A 17,909-nucleotide genomic window follows, 5' to 3' on the forward strand; every position below is an offset into this window, starting at 1 on the left:
CATAACTCTAAGGTGTGACCTTGATATTTTTCTCACTCTCCCATTCTAATTTGTAATCATTTGCCTCTGAGTAAAACTCAGTCTTAAAAAAAGGATAGTAATCCTCAACAGTTACTATCCTTGAACCCTTTTGCTTATTACAGTTCTTGCATAATGGCAAAAGATTTCTCTCATCATCACTTCCACCACGATACTTAGGAATATAATGCTCAATCGTCGCCTTTTCAAAAGACAATACTCGTCCACAACGCGCACACACTCCATCAGTCTTTGCAAGAACTAACCTTTTAATCTCAGCTTTCCTCTGCTTTAGTCCCCTCATGCATATCCCCCAAATGCATAATCTCAGTAAATCTTATCTATGTCACAACTGATTCCATACTCTTCCTTGAACTTATACAGATCCTCAGAATCCCTGATCAGCATAACTTCCTCAAAGGCCCCAGTATGGATGTCCTGAAATCCAGCAACTTGCTCCCCATTGCAAATGCTTGCCTTGATCACTGGCTTCTTGTCACCCTTGTCATAGGTTTTCTTTTCTGTTTTCTTTTTAAAAAACATCATTTTTCAAAGAGCTCCGGCTCTGTCTCTTTTAATAAATCAGCAAGCACCTTATAATCCAGATACTGCATACCCTCGTTACCTTGATTTATTTTGTTAGAAAGCTTGCTCCCATAATATATAGCCATAGCTTTCTCCAAAGATATGCCATTTTCCTCAGCTATATATGAAATCAACCTTTCTTCCAAATTTTCCTGATATACTTGTTCCAATGCTCTATCGTCCATTATTTGACCTCATACGAAGAGGCATCATATTTTCACCCCTCTTGCATTCAAATAGTCTGTAATATCATCAATAATATATGAAGTACTCTGTGTATGAATAATATCAAAGTGCTTCACCAAATAATTGTTGATGCAGTCAACGCTGCTAAGTAATGAATAAACCTCCGATGGAAGCTTTCCCCATTTATTAGCACAAGCGTGAATCATATATATTACAAATGAGAATGATTCTTGATTCATCTATCTATTCTCTCCTATACCTGTTATTAACTACTATACTATCATATCTCATAATCCAAACAACTTCTAACTTCTGTAAAAGGTCTAACATCCCTATCAGCAACCTCCACATGAGCTGGATGAGTTGCATAGTTCTTAAGGGCATCCTCATTTTCAAAGGTTGAATCAAGCATAAGGTCAGCATTAGATGATGCTAGTCCGTTAGTGACAACCTTTATATCAATAAGTCCCGGTATCTTTCCCTTCAAGCCCTCAAGGCCATCCTTGATCCCCTGCTTGATCTTAACCTTGTCATCAGCTGTAAGTTCAGATTTTAAAGTCCAAATAATCACGTGTTTAACCATTTTCATACCCTCCAATTATTCTGATTTAGTTTCATCCAAGCTATTCATAAGAGCTGCAAAATCCTCAAAGTACCAATCCTTTGTTGGCTTTACTCCTCCAGCTTTTTTGAAAAAGCAGCTTGGTATCTCGCGCTGTGCTAAATTCTTGGAAATACAGGGAGTACATCCCTTATCATGATTTGTTGGATGACATGGACAAGCCGTGTCTGTACATGTACAAAATGGTACTGAAGATTTAGTTTCTATCATAGTTTTATCATCCTTCATTGGCATTAACCTTTTAGTAAATGATAACATTTAGCATTTCATTTTGCATTCCATTATCAACAATTTTATCCTACCATCTGTTTATTGTGTATAATCACATCCAGAGGTAAATTTTATGAAAAAATTCTTCAAAAACCTATTAGCCATTAGCGGCATCCTACTGGCGCTATATCTCCTGGTTCAGGGGAGCCTCAGATTATTTGATCTACAGCTTAGAGCCTGGATAAATGTATGGTGGCTTGGTATCACAGCATTAGTGTTCATCTTAGGAATACTGCAGCAGATCTTCAAGATCAAAAACATCAAATTAAAAATCGGCTCCATTGTGGCCATAATTGCTGCAATAGTTCTTTTCCTAAAAACACGCCTTGGCCTTCTACTACTCATGACTGCATGGGTTATTCCCCACGAAGAACAGGTCGCAATTATTGACGGTTACAAATTTATAGGATATGTAGATGATTCCTGGGATACATTCATCGACTTTTATGACTACAAGAATACCTTCGTTTCTGGCGCCACACTTAGATTCACTGCCCTTGGCTATAACACTGATGAGGAGAGCGGCAAAAAGAGATATTATGACGAACTGAGATACATTGATCATCTAGAAGACATCTACGAATATAAACAGGGATACTTCACTGAGAAGGATCTGACAAAAGAATCTAAATAAGTAGATCCAATTATTGTGATAAAATGGATACTGATTTTGCATTACAAAGGAGAGAGATATGAAAAAACGTAACTTAATAGCACTTACATGCATGGCAATGCTCTTAATGGGCTGCGGCAAGGAACAGTTACAGCCATCAACTAATGAGCCTGGGCCAAGAAATATTTCGACTGTAGATTCAACAACTGAAGTTTCAACAGAAGCAAATCTTCGTCCTTCACTTCTCCCAGAACAAAAGACCGCCTAAATAGCGGTCTTAATATTTTTTGAATAGATCAGTATGTGTTCCAGTCCTTACAGCAGTAAGTACAAGATTGCCTTCATCTTTACCGTAGATAAGTAACCAGTCAGGCTGTATATGGCATTCATTAAACCCTTCATAGTCGCCATGTAAAGGGTGATCAAGATACTTAGCATCTAGCGTATGTCCTAATTGTAATTCGTCAATGACATACTCTAGTTGTTCCAAGTTCAAGCCACGCTTCTTAGCAAGTTTGTAGTCTTTCTTAAACTTAGTAGTAGATTTTAATTCATATTTATACTCACTCATTCTGCATCAAGCTCATCAAACAGTTCTTTTGCAGAGCTGTATGCCTTAGCTTCAACCTTTCCTGACATTATATCTTTGGCTTCATTAAAAGCTGCTAATGTTTCCTTATTATACTTTGGAACTCTTACATCAAACGGGATTCCGCCTTCCATTAATGACTTCTCAAAGAAAATATTTACTGCTTCCGCTAAAGTCATGCCAAGATTACCATAAAGTTCCTCAAGGCTTGTTTTCTTTTGTTTATTCATTCTCATGTTAAAATTTGTATCTTTAACCAATGTAGCTGACATAATTATCACCTCCTAAGATAATAATATCATTATGTATCACTTTTGCAATACATTGTTTTACATTTAATAAAAATGTCAGATTTAGTGCAACGGGAATCAAGGTGTTGCACTTACCTTGCAAATCTTCCTAAAATTTTTAGTCATCACTCAATAATCTTTTCAGCAGCTGTTCTTTATTTTCCACAAACATCTTTGTAACCTGATAACTATCAGTATCCTCGTACTCTATCGGATGTATCTGTCCATCATCAAAGCTCAGGATCTCAGCTCCAGGTATACCAAGTAGAATGGGCGAATGTGTCACCATAATAAACTGAGAATCTTCCTTTGCACAATTTACGATTTCCAAAAGGAGTGTCAGCTGTCTTTGAAGAGAAAGAGCTGCTTCTGGCTCGTCCAAAAGATATAAGCCATGACCTTTAAAATTGCTCTGAACAAGTTGCAAAAAGCTTTCTCCATGAGAGCGCTCATGAAAATGTTCCTGTCTACCTCTAGGATCTTCTCTGCTATACATTTCTTCGGCCGTTGCAACATTATAAAAGCTCTCAGCCCTTAGGAAATATCCCCAGCCAGGCTTATTATAACCTCTAGATAATCTAATAGCATCGCACAATTCTGAATGAGAATCATAGGTTGAAAAGCTATAATTCTTGGTCCCTCCTTCAGGATTAAAGCCATAGCTGACAGCAATTGCTTCAAGCATAGTAGACTTGCCGCTGCCATTTTCTCCCACAAATATCGTGATATTCTTATTAAAAGAAAGATACTCCAAATCCCTAAATGCATCTATATTCCGCAAATAGCTAAATCTGTCTATCTTGTCCCACTCAATCTTAACCCCTTGAATCGGTAAGCTGTTGTCCTCTCCTATCACGCAATAATCCTCTCTCGTACAATCCTAGCCCCAAATGGAAACAAAGAAAGCTTGGCAATCTTGAAAAACTGCTTACCAAAAGGAATTCCAATAATAGTAATGCAAAGAATACATCCAATAAATAGATTAGCTAAAGCAAGTTCTAGTCCGGAAACAAATAGCCATATGATATTCAGTAAAAAAGACACTGCTCCACCTTCATCTACTACCTCTTTTCCAAATGGATTAAGTGATAAAGATGACATCTTAAAGCATTGCAGCCCCACAGGAATGCCCACTACTGTGATACACCAAAATACTCCTGCAATCCACCAGCCGATGGCACTTAATAAGCCACCACATATTATCCATATAAGATTTCCAATAAAGTTCATGATTTAATCCCCCTTTAACTCTCCAGGTAACGCACTTCCTTACTATGGCTCTTGGCATACTCAATCTCTGACCTAGTACTGTCACCGATATAACCACCAACATTGATAACATAAATAGAATCAGCCATATCTATCTTGCGCTTGTGCATATCATCAAGCATTTCCTTGGTCTTGGTGAGAGTTCCTTCGTCCATATTCTCCCAGACTTCCCTGTCTCCTGAATGTCCAAAGAGACCAACGCTGATCACTATATTACCTTCCAATGTAAGTCTCTTCTGAGCTTCCATGAATTCATCTTTGAAGCGGGTGCTACCGCATAATGTTACAACTGGATAATTTCCAACCATACTTTTCACCTTATTATGTTTATCAAATCTTAGATAATGCCCCTACAATCAATGATAACATTAATACTATTTCCTGTGACATAGGAAAAGAGCTATCTATAGCGATAGCTCTCCTAAATCAAAAAATCATGCACATAAAGGAAGAAGAGGACTTTCGTCCTCTCCAGCTGTCATGTTATGAACAAGAATGTCATCGATGTGACATCCAAATAAAATACTAAGCCTTACAAGGTTATCAGCATTAGGTAAACACTGTCCACGCTGCCACTTGTAAATTGCCTGCTCTGATTCAAGTCCCAGCGCATTTGCAAGGTCAAATACCTTGTAATGGTTCTGTTTTCGAAGCTGCTTGATTTTATTACCAGTAGCCTGCATATCAACAAATACTTCAAAAATGTCCATGGTTGCCTCCTCCATTAACAAAAAGAATCTACGACACCATCCCGTTCCTATATAATACCATAAGCATTCACTAGAAAAAAATATACCTACGGTTCAGTTTTATACCACATTCTTAAGCAGCCTATATATAGCAACTCCATCTTTAAGACCAAATTCGTGAAGCGTTCCGGTATATAGCTTCTTGCTACTCTCTTTATTGTTATCAGCAAAAAATCTAATGATATTGTCAGTCATTGGCATATATTCAGTATCCTGTAACAGCTGTGATATCTTATCTCTAACTGCGTTCTTTTCCTGAATCTTTCCATACTCAATTTCAAGATCTACAGTCTGCATTTTCTGGCGGATGAGTCTTCTTCTCTCAATATCTTCAGGATCCGTAAGCTTTTCCAAGCCATGCTCCACATTATCGCACACTACAAGCTTAGTAGTTCTGAGATTCTCATTAACACTAAAAAAGTCTGAGATAGAATCAAAGCCTTTATCTCTTGTTATAAGCGCAATCTGGTAATTGCCCATAGCACTAAGTCGGCCAGCTTCAGTAGCAATATAAAAATCCAAAGCATTCTTTCTAGCTGTCTTAAGTTTGTAAATTGAAAACTGGCATCCGCTCTCTCTTATTGGGTCCATATACTCAGCAGCAATCTTCATGCAGGTAGCACTATAAAAAATTATAAGGTGATCATTCTCATTCAGATATTCAACACCTTTAAGTCCCTGAAATCCTTAGACATTTTCATAATCAACCAATATTGTTGCCATTTTTATTCCTCCATCTTATACAAATCATCAGGCAAAATTCCCACTATACTCTATTATCCATATAAGATGTACAATAAACCTCCCTTTTTAATCCATACATATCCCCCATATGAGGCTGCTCATTGTATCCTCTACCGTGAATTCATAGCTTGAATATACATTTTGTGAAACTATGCGCAGTATCTTAAACAATTTATACACCCCTTTATGATCCATAATTGGCTTCTTTGCATGTAATGCAAACGTATGATGCCTCACTTTTCTTAGCTTTTTTTATTATTTTGAACTTCGTTTAATCATTGCAATGAAAATTTACGTTACAGTGCTTTGGTTCTTAATTGGCACAGCTATCCTTGCTTTAGCAACGCAAACTCCACTTTTAACAAGGTAACATTCCGTATAATGCGGCCCTTTAAACAAAGAATGTTCTCTATGCGATGTCTGTCCTTTGACAATTTGCCCTCTAATATCATCTCTAATTTCCGCTTCTCTTCCAACATTTCTTACTTTCCAATAAATATCATAAGGCTGTGGACAATCTGTTGACATAATCATAAATTCCAAGTTTTTATCTATTTTCAAAAATCCATCCGTTTTTATAATTTTTGAAAGTAGATTTGGACGCCAACCATCTTGCTTTACCTCACAATCGATATCCAAATTGTAAATAATATCGACTGGAAATTTATCCATAATAAACTCTTCTGTATTTCTAAACTTCTTATAGTTATATATTTGCTGGTCTTTTTCGAATTTCGGAAAATCGTATCCCAGAATTCCTCGAAGAACTTCATTTATATTGTTATCGTTAGCTTCAACAAGCTTGTCATACGCTTGTTTAGCCTTTTCAACAAATTTACCCTTTCCCTTATCTGAAACATGTTGGTTACTGCCTAGTGCAAACCAGTAACTCTGATTTGAATCTTCTTCTTTTAAAAAGCTAAATAGATTTAATAACATCTCCCTATAATCATAGTAAGTAGCATTTTCAAAAGAATCATTGTCCTCAAAAAACTCCGCGACAAGTGTATCTATTAATAATCCACTAAATGAGAACCCAACATTATTTTTCCATGCTCGTAAAATACCAGTAAAGTCACGAAATGCTCCATTGGAAGAATCATCAAAATCATTACATGCTTCTTGCTCTAATATCGGTTTTGTAATCTTCCAACTGCCACCGTCATGAGTATCAGGATAAATAAAGGAACTTTCATCGTTTATAAAAGCTGGAACTAGTTCTACCGTATATGCATCAAAGTCAATGACTACAACTTGCCCATCTCCACTTATATCTGTTTTAGGATATCTTTCTTTTAAAACTTTTTTAACTTCTTGAAGTAATTGCGACTTACCACCGCTCTCATATCCATTGTATTTGTCATAAATCTCTTGTGGTAGAACAAACAGCAAATCAAGATCACTACTTCCCTTAATAGCTGTCTTTCTCCCTACAGATCCGACAATATACATATGGTCGGATTCTTCCCCTATAATGTCGTAGTATACTTTATTAAGCTTTTTCGCTATCTCTCCTGCTGTAGTCCTCATAGCACTATCATCAAGTTTTATTTTCTTACAAAACTGCTTAAAATCACTGCTTAGTGACAACTTCACCCTCTCCCCTCAAATACTCTGGCAATAAAATATCCGTCTCTTCTTCGCTGAATTGATTATCCAAATTTACATGGAGCTTTTTCATTGCTTTTCGACTTGCTTTATCTGTAGTTCTTGGTGCATCTTCATAAATCTCATGCTTTTGCTTCTCCAAAGATTTATATTGTTCTAAAAGACTTTCATAATCACGTCTACCATTACGTATTTCCATTAATAACGTAATATACTCGTCACGTAATCTTAAGAGTTTTCTTGCAGTTGCTTTTTGAGATGATTCCCCGTCCTTCAAATCAAACGACTGCATAACTCCTGTAATAATAGCTGTGATAAATGATGCGATAGCAGTGATTAACTTAATCCAAAATTCGTCTTTTTCAAATAATATCGCTATCAATCCAGCTGATGTAGCACCCGCAACAATTATTCGAATCCACTCAAGTACCGTATATCTCGCTATATATATATCCGCCTGAACTTCATGTATCTTGTGAGTCTCCGCTACCGCAGTGAATGAATGTCTTACTACGTTTTGTAGCATTTTAATATCGTTTTTCATCTTCTCCCTCCAACACTAAACCATATAATTTAATACTTTACCTAAAACATCCCATCCTTTTGTGGAATCGACTGGCAGCCCACTTCCTGGTGCAATTATTCGAGGTGTAAACATCCCATACATGGAAATATCATTGTAATGTTGTAACAAAGTTTCTTCATATGTCTTCTGCGATGGAACATGCTCCTCGCCATCTCTTGTAAAATGCCAACCTCCCATAGCTTCATAAACAAATGAATCTATAAGAATTCCAGACAAATGGTAGCTAGAATACTTAGTACCCCTTATGTATCGTATATGCTTGCAAGTCTCATATAGCAGACCATTAGTACTGCTATTCTTCTGCTTCATAGCGTTTTGCTCCGCCTTGGGATTTGTTGTCATCCAATTACCACCCATATGAGTATCTGGATATCTGTATGTCTCATCATATCCCCAGTAATTCTGAACCTTGAAGGCCGGCAGTATTTCAAATCTCATCCCATCAGTAAAACTCACAACAACAACTTGCCCGTCGCCTTTAATATCTGTATTCGGGTATGTGTCTAAAATTGCATTCTTAACTGCTTGAAGAAGTCTAGACTGACCATTTCCATACATGGATGAGAAACGATTAAATTCACTGTCCGGCAATTGAATGAGCACATCCAAATCACTGGTATTTATTGCGGTTCCTCTTCCATATGAACCAACATAAATACTATGATCCACATCGCTGTTACTGCCCCAAAATGCTTGATTAACTGCTTTTGTTATTCTATGATACCTCGAAGATATTTGTCCTCTGGTACCTTCGTCTATTGTATGCTGTCCCTTTGTAACATGTGAACTAATCTTAATCCCCTCCCTCTGTATCTATATCAGTTATCAAATCTGCCTTACAATGTTCAACCATGTACTGAGCAGAATTAAAAAGTGGACATGATGACTCGAGGCACTTTATGGTGCCTCTCTGGTCATCACCGTCCACAATAATATCACGTAAACCACCATTGTTCACAAAGCATTGTAATAGATATGCTTTTGCAAATATCTCATATTTTTCTTTTAATCCTTTGCAGGATTCATCAGAGCCAAGCCAGATTATCTTAATCCCCTGACTTAGCCAAGCCCCAATCTTATCACTATATTCATGGACAGACTGTCCGCATAGAAGAACTGAATATTTTGGATTCATAACAGCTGCACCTGCTACAATTATTTTGTCATACCATTATTTATTATAACAAAATTACGTAGTGACAGACTCATTATTCTTATCATTTTTTAGAATTTCTACTGTTTAGCTCAGGTTGTCTTAACTTCTTTTCCTCAATACTGACCTTATCAAGGATTCGCTGTATCACCTCCTGCAATAATACTGTTATCGCAAGGAGTATTGCTAACACAGTAGCTATAAGCTTAAGAATAATTCTTTTTATTTTGGATTGGTATTCACTCTTATTTTTCCTGTAATGTCTTACTACAACGACGATAATAGCTATTAGTATTTCGAACCATACTAACATAAGACCACCGCCTTTCGTTAATCCACATCACCATACCATCCTGGTTTTGTATAGCCATTCTCTCCTTCTGGGAGCCCAACAACATGGAGTTCGTCAGTGGAATATACCCATCCTTTTCCTGAAGATGTTGTGCTGCCAGTAGTTGAAGTAGTATTTTTACTACTGTTTTCACTACTTTGACTAGATTTATTTGGCTTTCTTTTTGAAGTGCCTTTACTAATGGAATCTATTGCTTCTTGAGTAAGATTACCATCTGCTTCTAGCTCATCCATATACTTTTCTTGCTGTTTAAGCTGTTTCTGAAGCCATTTCTCTGCGTAGTCGTCATAGTTTTCAGCATGAACTGTAATACTTGATAAGCAAACTAATAAAACAATCATAGTTACCGCGGATATTACACAAAACTTATTCTTCATAATGCTCACCTGATCCTTTCTGAATAAAACTAAGTTCCAGCAACATTCTATTAGTTTTCTATGATTCAAATTTTAAATCAACATATGTCCTATAAATACCACACCAAAAAGCCAGCCCCTTTCAGGGCTGGCTCAATACTATTCTCTATAATACTATCAAATTCTCGTTGTCCACTTTGAACAATCCACGATCTCTGTAGCTATATCCTCATAGAAATCTGGTTCATGGCATACCATTAGGATGCTGCCCTTATATTCTTTGAGAGCTCTTTTAAGTTCGTCCTTGGCATCTACGTCCAGGTGGTTTGTTGGCTCGTCAAGGACTAAGAGGTTTGACTCACGGTTTATGAGTTTGCATAGGCGCACCTTTGCCTGCTCGCCACCGGAGAGGACTTTGCACTTGCTTTCGATGTGCTTGGTTGTGAGGCCGCACTTAGCAAGGGCTGAGCGAACTTCGTACTGGGAGAAGCCTGGGAATTCCTGCCAGATTTCTTCCATACAGGTTGTCTCTATGTTAGGGTCCATCTCCTGCTGGAAATAGCCGATCTCTACGTTTTCTCCAAGTTCTACTGAGCCGCTTATTGCTGGGATGAGACCCAGGATGCTCTTAAGGAGTGTTGTCTTACCGATACCGTTAGCTCCTACAAGGACGATCCTAGAGTTTCTCTCCATGCTTATATTAAGCGGCGATGAAAGTGGTTCATCATAGCCTATCACAAGGTCTTTGGTCTCAAAGATCATCTTGCCTGGAGTCCTTGCAGTCTTAAAGTTAAACTCTGGCTTTGGCTTTTCCTGAACCTTTTCGATAAGGTCCATGCTGTCAAGTTTCTTTTGCCTTGCCATTGCCATGTTTCTGGTTGCAACGCGGGCCTTATTTCTTGCAACGAAGTCCTTGAGTTCTGCAATCTCCTGCTGCTGTCTATTATATGCCGCTTCTCTCTGAGCTTTTTTCATCTCATAGACTTCCATGAACTTGTCGTAGTCACCAACGTATCTCTCAAGGGTATGAGTCTGGCCATCCATGTGGTAGATGATGTTGACTACGCTATTGAGGAATGGAATGTCATGGGATATGAGGATAAAAGCGTTCTCATATTCCTGAAGGTATCTGGTGAGCCCTACGATGTGCTCTGCATCCAGGTAGTTGGTAGGCTCGTCCAGGAGCAGGATATCAGGCTTTTCCAAAAGAAGCTTAGCAAGGAGGATCTTGGTTCTCTGACCTCCGGAAAGCTCTGTAACATCTCTATCAAGACCAAGGTCCAAAAAGCCCAGTGCTCTTGAAACTTCTTCTATCTTGGAATCTATAAGGTAGAAGTCGTGGTTGGTAAGAAGGTCCTGAATGGTTCCAAGCTCTTCCATGTACTCTTCAAGGGTCTTTTCATCAGCATCACCCATGGCGTCGCAGATTTCGTTCATCCTGCGCTCCATGTCATAAAGTGGCTCATAGGCTGATGCTAGCACGTCCCTGATGGTCATGCCTTCATGGAGGACTGCGTGCTGATCAAGGTAGCCTACCTTTACATTCTTGGCCCACTCGATCTTGCCCGCATCTGGCATGAGCTTACCTATTATAATATTCATAAAGGTTGACTTACCTTCGCCGTTAGCTCCTACTAGGCCTATATGTTCGCCTTTTAACAGTCTAAAAGACACATCATCAAATATTGCTCTATCACCAAAACCGTGAGTTAAGTGTTCAACGTTTAAAATACTCATTATTTACCTCATCTATTTTTAATCGCAACAGGCAATATTATAGCATGGTTTTTTATAGGCAGGAAGCGTAAGCTTTTTCGGCACCTTTTTCTCTGATGAGCTGTAAATTTTCTGTTACTTTCTCTGTGAGGCCTTCGATCTTGTTAAGGTCCTGATCCCACATCTTTTCATTACCAAGTACTGCTGCCACGAGTTCTTTTGCCGAATCATTTCTGTGGTCGTAGTAGAACTCAAGAGCCCATCTGTCATCGCTTACTGTGTAGGAGGTGCCTCCCGGTCTCTTACATACAAGGCCTGCCTCTGTGAGCTCCTGCACATCATTTGAATAAAATGCGATGTAAGCAGCAAGAGACATTGTAAGGCAAGCCGGGAGCTTATGATTCTTGTCAATGTACTGCAGGAATGATGGCATGTTGCGGGCTTTCCACTTACTTGTTGAGTTAAGGGAAATTGACATGAGCTCGTGGTTTACGAATGGGTTATTGAATCTATCCTTAACTGCTGCAGCGAAGTTATTGAGGTCGTTCTCATCAAGGTGATCTACGAGAGTTGGGATTACCTCTTCGTTTAACATCTTGTTCATGAAGCCTGCTACTGTCTCGTTGTGCATGCAGTCTCTTACGATGTCGAAGCCAGCAAGGTATGCTCCAAGGACAAAGCCTGTGTGAGCGCCGTTTAAGATCCTAACCTTTCTGTGCTTGTATGGCATAACGTCTGGAACAACGTGGACGTTTACGCCGGCTTTTTTGAATGGGAGTCTGTCTTCAAGTTCCTGTGGGCCTTCAATGATCCACACGCCAAAGATCTCGCCTACGTCGATTAGTTCGTCGTGGTAGCCGTTTGCTTCTTCGAGCTTTGCTACTTCTTTTTCGTCGCGGATCCTACCTGGAACGATCCTATCTACAAGGGTTGAGCAAAAGATATTTTCTTTATTCACCCATGTCTTGAAATCGCCTCCAAGGTTCCACTGGTCGATGTACTGATTTACGCACTTAAGGAGCTCTTTTCCGTTATTATCAATGAGCTCGCAGGAAAGAACTACTACGCCTTTCTTGCCGGCCGTAAATCTCTTATAGAGGACCTGAGTAAGCTTACCAGGAAAGCTACTTGCTGGAGTGTCTGCGAAATTGCAGGCTGGATCATAGGCGATACCTGCTTCTGTAGTGTTAGATGCGATGATATCAAGGTCGTCGCTTGCTGCGATCTCCATCATCTTGTCGTAGTCGCTCTTATTGTATGGGTTGAGGCAACAGTCTACGGCTGAGATGACTCTTTTCATATCCACCTTCTGACCGTTCTCGCTGCCACGAAGGTACAGGGTGTAGAGACCTTCCTGCTTGTTGATGAGGTCTGTGAGGCCCTGAGCGATTGGCTGCACGAGGGCTACCTTGCCGTTAAAGCCTGCCTTCTCATTGCTGATGTCAAAAAAGTAATCAACAAAGGCTCTAAGGAAGTTACCTTCGCCGAACTGGAGCACCTTGACAGGGGCTTCCTTCTGGATGAAGCCTTCGTAGCCTGATTTTGATAAGACATCATAGTTTAATTGTTCCATTGCTATATCCTCCTTGAAATGTAACCTCTTACATTGTAGTTTCAAATGTTAATTTTCATCTTAAGTTATAGCATAGAAATGTAAGCGTTTACAAGAAGATTTTTTTAGCATAAATTTGGGCTTATATGCTGATTCTATGCTATACTTAGTTTGTTTTTATAGAAAGGGCTTTTATTATGGCATTTGATGGAATTACAATTGCAAATCTTACCAAAGATTTAGGGGACTACCTTGTTGGTGGTCGTATATATAAGATTGCTCAGCCGGAAAGTGACGAGCTTGTTATCACTGTTAAGTTGTCCTACGAGAACGCTGACAAGTACGGAATCAAGCAAAAGAGGCTTGTGCTGTCTTCTGATGCTACTCTTCCTCTTGTGTACATGACTGATGACAACAAAAACTCACCTATGACTGCGCCTAATTTCTGCATGCTGCTTAGAAAGCACATCCAGAATGGCCGCATTGTGTCTGTGACTCAGCCGGGCGGACTTGAGAGGGTCATCAGGATGGAGGTTGAGCACCTTGATGAAATGGGGGATCTTCGTCACAAGACTCTTATCATCGAGATCATGGGCAAGTATAGTAACATCATATTTACTGATGAGGAGGATGTGATCATTGACTCTATCAAGCACATCCCTGCTTCTGTGAGCTCTGTTCGTGAGGTTTTGCCTGGCAGGAAGTACTTTATTCCTAGTCAGGACAAGTGCAATCCTCTTGAGACTTCTGCAGATGAGTTTTCATCCTGCGTCTTAAGTAAGGGTATGCCTATATTTAAGGCTATTTATGGTTCTTATACTGGTCTTAGTCCTATCATTTCTCAGGAAATCTGCTACAGAGCTGGGGTTGATGCGGATAAATCTGCTATCTCGCTTGAGACTTCTGAGGCTATTGCGGTTTACAAGGCTTTTGATGAGGTTATGAGTATTGTGAGGAATGGGGAGTTTGTGCCTCAGATTGTGTATGAGGATGATGTGCCAAAGGAATATTCTTCTATTCCGCTTAAGATTTATGGGGGTTCTGGTGAGGCTTCTGGTAGATTTGAGTGTGTGGAAGCTACCGATATATCTGAGCTTATTCTGCAGTACTACGCTGAGAAGGACGTGGCTACCAGGATCCGCCAGAAATCTGTTGACCTTCGTAAGATTGTTCAGACTGCCCTTGAACGTAATGTTCGTAAACTTGACCTTCAGACCAAGCAGCTTGCTGATAGCGAAAAGAAAGATAAATACAGAGTTTACGGCGAGCTTCTTACTGTTTATGGCTACAGCGCCAAGGAGGGTGACAAGTCTATCACAGTGAATGACTACAACACTGGGGAGGATGTGACGATTCCTCTTGATCCTACTCTTTCACCTAATCAAAATGCCAAGAAATATTTTGACAAATATATCAAGCTTAAGCGTACCGCCGAGGCTCTTGATGAACAGATCAAAGAGGTTTCGGAGGCGGTTTCACAGCTTGAATCAATAGAGTCAGCTCTTGAGATTGCAGAAAATGAGGCTGACCTTGCTCAGATTAGGCAAGAGCTTGTTGATAGCGGATATCTTAAAGCTCACTATAATGGCAAGAAGGGCCGAAGGGACAAGGTTACTTCCAAGCCTTTACACTATGTGAGCTCTGATGGTTTTGATATTTTTGTTGGCAAGAATAATATTCAGAACGATGAGCTTACTTTCAAGATGGCTAACGGGGGCGACTGGTGGTTCCATTCCAAGAAGATTGCCGGGTCACACGTAGTTCTTTTAACAGGGGGTAAGGAAGTTCCAGATAGAGCCTTCGAGGAGGCTGCGGCACTTGCTGCCTACTATTCCAAGGGCAAGAACCAGGAAAAGGTTGAGATCGACTATTTAAGGCGCAAGGATGTCAAGAAGCCAAACGGCGCCAAGCCTGGTTTTGTGGTATATTACACTAATTATTCAATGGCTATAGCTCCTGACATTTCGGGACTTAGACTTATAAATGAAGGAGAAAACAAATGAAAAAATTGAATCTTAAAAAGTACACTGACTTTATTGTCAAAGAGACTTCAGATCTTCTAAGCATTGACTCTCCTACTGGCTACACTGAGGAGGCTGCAGCTTGGGTCAAGAAGGAATTTGAGAAGCTTGGTTTTAAGGCTACTCTCACTAACAAGGGCGGCGTTATTGTTGATCTTACAGGTAAGGACAAGAAGAATGGTCTTTTACTTGAGGCTCACACTGATACTCTGGGCGGCATGGTTGCTACGATCAAGTCAAATGGCCGTCTCCAGCTTACAAACCTTGGTGGCATGAATCCTAACAATGCTGAGACTGAGAATGTCCGCGTTGTTACTAAGTTTAATGGCATCTATGAGGGAACTTTCCAGCTAAATAACGCTTCTATCCATGTAAATGGCGATTACGACGATACCAAGAGAACTTGGGAGAGCTGCGAGGTCGTCCTTGATGAGGATGTTAATTCTAAGGAGGATGTGGAGAAGCTTGGCATCTCTGTTGGCGACATTGTTTGCTTTGAGCCTAATGTTCGCGTTACTAAGTCAGGCTACATCAAGTCTCGTTTCCTTGACGACAAGCTTAGCGTAGGTATACTTCTAGGTCTTGCTAAGTACATCAAGGAGAACAAGATCACTCCTAAGAGAGCTCTTTATGCTCATATTACTGTATTCGAGGAAGTTGGACACGGCGGCTGCGGCTCAGTTCCTGAGGGCTGCACAGAAGCTATCTCAGTTGACATGGGTTGTGTGGGCGATGGTCTTACCTGCACAGAGCGTCAGGTTTCTATCTGCGCCAAGGACAGCGGCGGCCCTTACAGCTATCCTATCGTCCAGGCTCTTATGCAGGCCGCCAAGGACACAGGCGCTGACTACGCTGTAGACATCTACCCTCACTACGGTAGCGACGTTGAAGCTACTCTCCGCTCCGGCAATGATCTCCGCCACGGACTCATCGGCGCCGGCGTCTACGCTTCCCACGGCTACGAACGCAGCCATAGAGACGGCGCAGAGAATACGCTGAAATTGCTCATCGGGTATTGCTGCTGAATTTTTTTTGAGCCCTAGGGACGGAGGTTAGGGCTCATTTTTGTGGCAAACGCTTGAATTGTGATGCCCATGTATTCTGGCTTGAGAGAAAATGAGCCCTAGGGACGGAGGTTGTGGCTCATTTTTATATATTCTAGGAAAGGGAGGATTAACGCATGGCATTTCTATGTGGAATGTTATTGGGGGCATTTCTAGTAGGTCTTTTACTTGTAGGTATCGTTCTTTGGATTATCGAAATAAAATGGACCATCAGAAATAAAACCACATGGTGGATCTTGTTATCCATAGTCTACGCCATTGTTTACACAGTGCACGAATATATGTCACTTGGAGCAATGTAATGTAAAAAGGCTTCTACCAAGATGGTAGAAGCCTCTTTATTCTTAGCAACAGTTTTGTCGCCTTTTTTGTCAATATTTACATGTTTTTGCTTATTTTTTACCCATTTGGATTATTATAATTTACTCTGTACGTCCAAGATTTGCTCTAATGGATAGTCACAGAACTCCGCAATCTCTTCTGGCTTTTTTCCTCTTCGGAGCATGTCAGAAATCTTATCAAAGTCTCTCTGTTCTATACCTTGCTCTATTCCTTGCTCTATTCCTTGTTCTATTCCTTGCTCTATACCCTGTACTATTCCTTTTTCTATTCCCAGTTCAACACCTTTGTTCTCAGCATCCTTAAGTTCATCAGCCATAAGTTCTCTTAATGCTTCACACATACTAGTATCTCCTTTCAGCTTGTCATACAGTTCCTTGTTGCTCATGGTACTGATCTGTAGCACCGCGTCAGCAAAACGCTTATCTCCAGGCTCAGTGTATTTACTTGCCTCTTCAAGGAATTGTCTTACTGTATCTTCGTCTGCCTTCTTTCTCATGACAGACAAAGCTTTTAAACTTGAATCTCTAAGCTCACTGATGACAACAATGGATATCGGAATGTCAATCATTCCGTAAACCTTGTATACACCATGGTCCTGCTCTTCGACTCTCACACCTTTTTCTCTTAAATACTTAAATAACTTAACTGGCTTGGCCGCTCTGAATATCGATATTGTTATCTCGCTTGCTTTGATCTCATCGACCGTCTTTCCAAGGCTTTTGAAAATACAAGTATATCCAATCACCTTCCACAGAACATCAACATTGAGCTCATCATTCGGATTCTTGTACTCAATGATATTGTAAGTCCTGTAATCTCGCCCGATTGCATTATCAACATACACATCGTGGCGCTTCTTGATAACCAGATAGTCAATTCTAAGTGGCTCGCTTGATAAAGGATGTTCGCGCTCAACTTCAATATCATTTGCATAAGCACGCAAACTCAGCATCAAGCCACCTTCAAATCCGGAATGCCAGTCCAGTCGCTGTTTTTCGCTTTCAGTCATTGTAATTATATCACCGCCTTTTTTTATCAACAACTAAGTAATTTTGTAGCAGATTATGGGATTGTCGGCATAAATTGCCTTTGCAACAGAAAGTTGCATTTCGCTCTGAATGAGCACAAAAATAAGTGTAGCAGATAAATCTTAAGATTTATTGTAGGAAATTCTTAATTTTTCTTAAGAATCATTTTTAACAAAAATGAGCCCTAACCTCCGTC

At 39.9% G+C, this 17,909-nt stretch carries 26 protein-coding genes and 1 pseudogene; 5 read left to right on the plus strand and 22 right to left on the minus strand.

Annotated elements, in window-relative coordinates; genetic code table 11:
* Positions 1-7: 7 nt before the first annotated feature.
* The 6 genes from BLS24_RS10495 to BLS24_RS10520 are packed head-to-tail and all read right to left on the minus strand — an operon-like array spanning position 8 to position 1,621.
* A complete protein-coding gene (locus BLS24_RS10495) occupies positions 8-322 on the minus strand; it encodes an HNH endonuclease (RefSeq protein ID WP_091758816.1) in 315 nt (104 codons plus the stop codon).
* Positions 323-345: 23 nt separating this feature from the next.
* Positions 346-564 carry an aspartate dehydrogenase gene (locus BLS24_RS10500; protein ID WP_091758818.1) on the minus strand — a complete coding sequence of 73 codons (219 nt, stop codon included), beginning with the start codon at positions 562-564 and terminating at the stop codon, positions 346-348.
* The gene (locus BLS24_RS10505) at positions 561-788 is read right to left on the minus strand and encodes a hypothetical protein (RefSeq protein ID WP_091758820.1); all 228 of its coding nucleotides are present in this window, start codon (positions 786-788) and stop codon (positions 561-563) included. The genes BLS24_RS10500 and BLS24_RS10505 overlap by 4 nt, the downstream gene beginning before the upstream one ends.
* 24 nt (positions 789-812) lie before the next feature.
* Positions 813-1,028: a DUF3791 domain-containing protein gene (locus BLS24_RS10510; protein WP_091758822.1), complete on the minus strand. Its 216-nt coding sequence runs from the start codon at positions 1,026-1,028 to the stop codon at positions 813-815.
* Positions 1,029-1,069: 41 nt separating this feature from the next.
* Positions 1,070-1,372: a Dabb family protein gene (locus tag BLS24_RS10515; RefSeq protein ID WP_091758824.1), complete on the minus strand. Its 303-nt coding sequence runs from the start codon at positions 1,370-1,372 to the stop codon at positions 1,070-1,072.
* A gap of 15 nt (positions 1,373-1,387) precedes the next feature.
* Positions 1,388-1,621: a DUF6485 family protein gene (locus BLS24_RS10520; protein ID WP_091758917.1), complete on the minus strand. Its 234-nt coding sequence runs from the start codon at positions 1,619-1,621 to the stop codon at positions 1,388-1,390.
* 133 nt (positions 1,622-1,754) lie between these two features.
* On the opposite strand from BLS24_RS10520, the gene BLS24_RS10525 reads away from it, so the two are divergent.
* Positions 1,755-2,315 (plus strand): hypothetical protein, encoded by a 561-nt coding sequence (locus tag BLS24_RS10525; RefSeq protein WP_091758826.1) that lies wholly within the window; start codon positions 1,755-1,757, stop codon positions 2,313-2,315.
* Between the two features lie 58 nt (positions 2,316-2,373).
* Positions 2,374-2,562 (plus strand): hypothetical protein, encoded by a 189-nt coding sequence (locus BLS24_RS10530; RefSeq protein WP_091758830.1) that lies wholly within the window; start codon positions 2,374-2,376, stop codon positions 2,560-2,562.
* 9 nt (positions 2,563-2,571) lie between these two features.
* Here BLS24_RS10530 and BLS24_RS10535 read toward each other — a convergent pair whose 3' ends face one another.
* The 15 genes and pseudogenes from BLS24_RS10535 to BLS24_RS10605 form a co-directional block, all read right to left on the minus strand.
* A complete protein-coding gene (locus BLS24_RS10535) occupies positions 2,572-2,865 on the minus strand; it encodes a type II toxin-antitoxin system YafQ family toxin (RefSeq protein WP_091758832.1) in 294 nt (97 codons plus the stop codon).
* A complete protein-coding gene (locus BLS24_RS10540; protein ID WP_176764414.1) occupies positions 2,862-3,155 on the minus strand; it encodes a type II toxin-antitoxin system RelB/DinJ family antitoxin in 294 nt (97 codons plus the stop codon). Before BLS24_RS10540 ends, BLS24_RS10535 begins: the two co-directional genes overlap by 4 nt.
* 136 nt (positions 3,156-3,291) lie before the next feature.
* Positions 3,292-4,026: an AAA family ATPase gene (locus tag BLS24_RS10545; RefSeq protein ID WP_334292955.1), complete on the minus strand. Its 735-nt coding sequence runs from the start codon at positions 4,024-4,026 to the stop codon at positions 3,292-3,294.
* A complete protein-coding gene (locus BLS24_RS10550; RefSeq protein WP_091758836.1) occupies positions 4,026-4,403 on the minus strand; it encodes a YccF domain-containing protein in 378 nt (125 codons plus the stop codon). Before BLS24_RS10550 ends, BLS24_RS10545 begins: the two co-directional genes overlap by 1 nt.
* Before the next feature lie 14 nt (positions 4,404-4,417).
* Positions 4,418-4,750, minus strand: a complete 333-nt coding sequence (locus tag BLS24_RS10555) for a hypothetical protein (RefSeq protein WP_091758838.1) — start codon at positions 4,748-4,750, stop codon at positions 4,418-4,420.
* Between the two features lie 126 nt (positions 4,751-4,876).
* A complete protein-coding gene (locus BLS24_RS10560) occupies positions 4,877-5,152 on the minus strand; it encodes a helix-turn-helix transcriptional regulator (RefSeq protein WP_026496638.1) in 276 nt (91 codons plus the stop codon).
* Between the two features lie 99 nt (positions 5,153-5,251).
* Positions 5,252-5,851 (minus strand): annotated as a pseudogene (locus BLS24_RS10565) (PIN domain-containing protein); the annotation flags it as partial.
* Positions 5,852-6,226: 375 nt separating this feature from the next.
* Entirely contained in the window at positions 6,227-7,525 is a 1,299-nt protein-coding gene (locus tag BLS24_RS10570) for a nucleotide-binding domain-containing protein (protein ID WP_091758845.1), read from the minus strand.
* The gene (locus tag BLS24_RS10575) at positions 7,509-8,087 is read right to left on the minus strand and encodes an SLATT domain-containing protein (RefSeq protein WP_091758847.1); all 579 of its coding nucleotides are present in this window, start codon (positions 8,085-8,087) and stop codon (positions 7,509-7,511) included. Before BLS24_RS10575 ends, BLS24_RS10570 begins: the two co-directional genes overlap by 17 nt.
* A gap of 15 nt (positions 8,088-8,102) precedes the next feature.
* On the minus strand, positions 8,103-8,942 hold the full coding sequence (locus tag BLS24_RS10580; protein ID WP_207647973.1) for an SMODS domain-containing nucleotidyltransferase: 840 nt from the start codon (positions 8,940-8,942) through the stop codon (positions 8,103-8,105).
* Positions 8,923-9,264, minus strand: a complete 342-nt coding sequence (locus BLS24_RS10585) for a hypothetical protein (RefSeq protein WP_091758851.1) — start codon at positions 9,262-9,264, stop codon at positions 8,923-8,925. Before BLS24_RS10585 ends, BLS24_RS10580 begins: the two co-directional genes overlap by 20 nt.
* Before the next feature lie 82 nt (positions 9,265-9,346).
* A complete protein-coding gene (locus BLS24_RS10590) occupies positions 9,347-9,595 on the minus strand; it encodes a hypothetical protein (protein ID WP_091758853.1) in 249 nt (82 codons plus the stop codon).
* Positions 9,596-9,612: 17 nt separating this feature from the next.
* Positions 9,613-9,975: a hypothetical protein gene (locus tag BLS24_RS10595; protein ID WP_143015165.1), complete on the minus strand. Its 363-nt coding sequence runs from the start codon at positions 9,973-9,975 to the stop codon at positions 9,613-9,615.
* Positions 9,976-10,167: 192 nt separating this feature from the next.
* Positions 10,168-11,727 (minus strand): ABC-F family ATP-binding cassette domain-containing protein, encoded by a 1,560-nt coding sequence (locus BLS24_RS10600; RefSeq protein WP_091758857.1) that lies wholly within the window; start codon positions 11,725-11,727, stop codon positions 10,168-10,170.
* Between the two features lie 52 nt (positions 11,728-11,779).
* Entirely contained in the window at positions 11,780-13,279 is a 1,500-nt protein-coding gene (locus BLS24_RS10605; RefSeq protein WP_091758859.1) for a tagaturonate reductase, read from the minus strand.
* A 176-nt stretch (positions 13,280-13,455) separates the two neighbouring features.
* Here BLS24_RS10605 and BLS24_RS10610 point away from each other — a divergent pair, with 176 nt between their 5' ends.
* The 3 genes from BLS24_RS10610 (at position 13,456) to BLS24_RS10620 (ending at position 16,645) form a co-directional block, all read left to right on the plus strand.
* Entirely contained in the window at positions 13,456-15,261 is a 1,806-nt protein-coding gene (locus tag BLS24_RS10610; RefSeq protein WP_091758861.1) for an Rqc2 family fibronectin-binding protein, read from the plus strand.
* On the plus strand, positions 15,258-16,304 hold the full coding sequence (locus tag BLS24_RS10615) for a M42 family metallopeptidase (protein ID WP_091758863.1): 1,047 nt from the start codon (positions 15,258-15,260) through the stop codon (positions 16,302-16,304). Before BLS24_RS10610 ends, BLS24_RS10615 begins: the two co-directional genes overlap by 4 nt.
* A 155-nt stretch (positions 16,305-16,459) precedes the next feature.
* A complete protein-coding gene (locus BLS24_RS10620; RefSeq protein WP_091758865.1) occupies positions 16,460-16,645 on the plus strand; it encodes a hypothetical protein in 186 nt (61 codons plus the stop codon).
* A gap of 113 nt (positions 16,646-16,758) precedes the next feature.
* On the opposite strand, the gene BLS24_RS10625 is transcribed toward BLS24_RS10620, so the two are convergent.
* Positions 16,759-17,694 carry a hypothetical protein gene (locus BLS24_RS10625; protein ID WP_091758867.1) on the minus strand — a complete coding sequence of 312 codons (936 nt, stop codon included), beginning with the start codon at positions 17,692-17,694 and terminating at the stop codon, positions 16,759-16,761.
* Positions 17,695-17,909: the final 215 nt, after the last annotated feature.

This window comes from Butyrivibrio sp. INlla18 (assembly GCF_900103635.1).
Classification (GTDB): domain Bacteria; phylum Bacillota; class Clostridia; order Lachnospirales; family Lachnospiraceae; genus Butyrivibrio.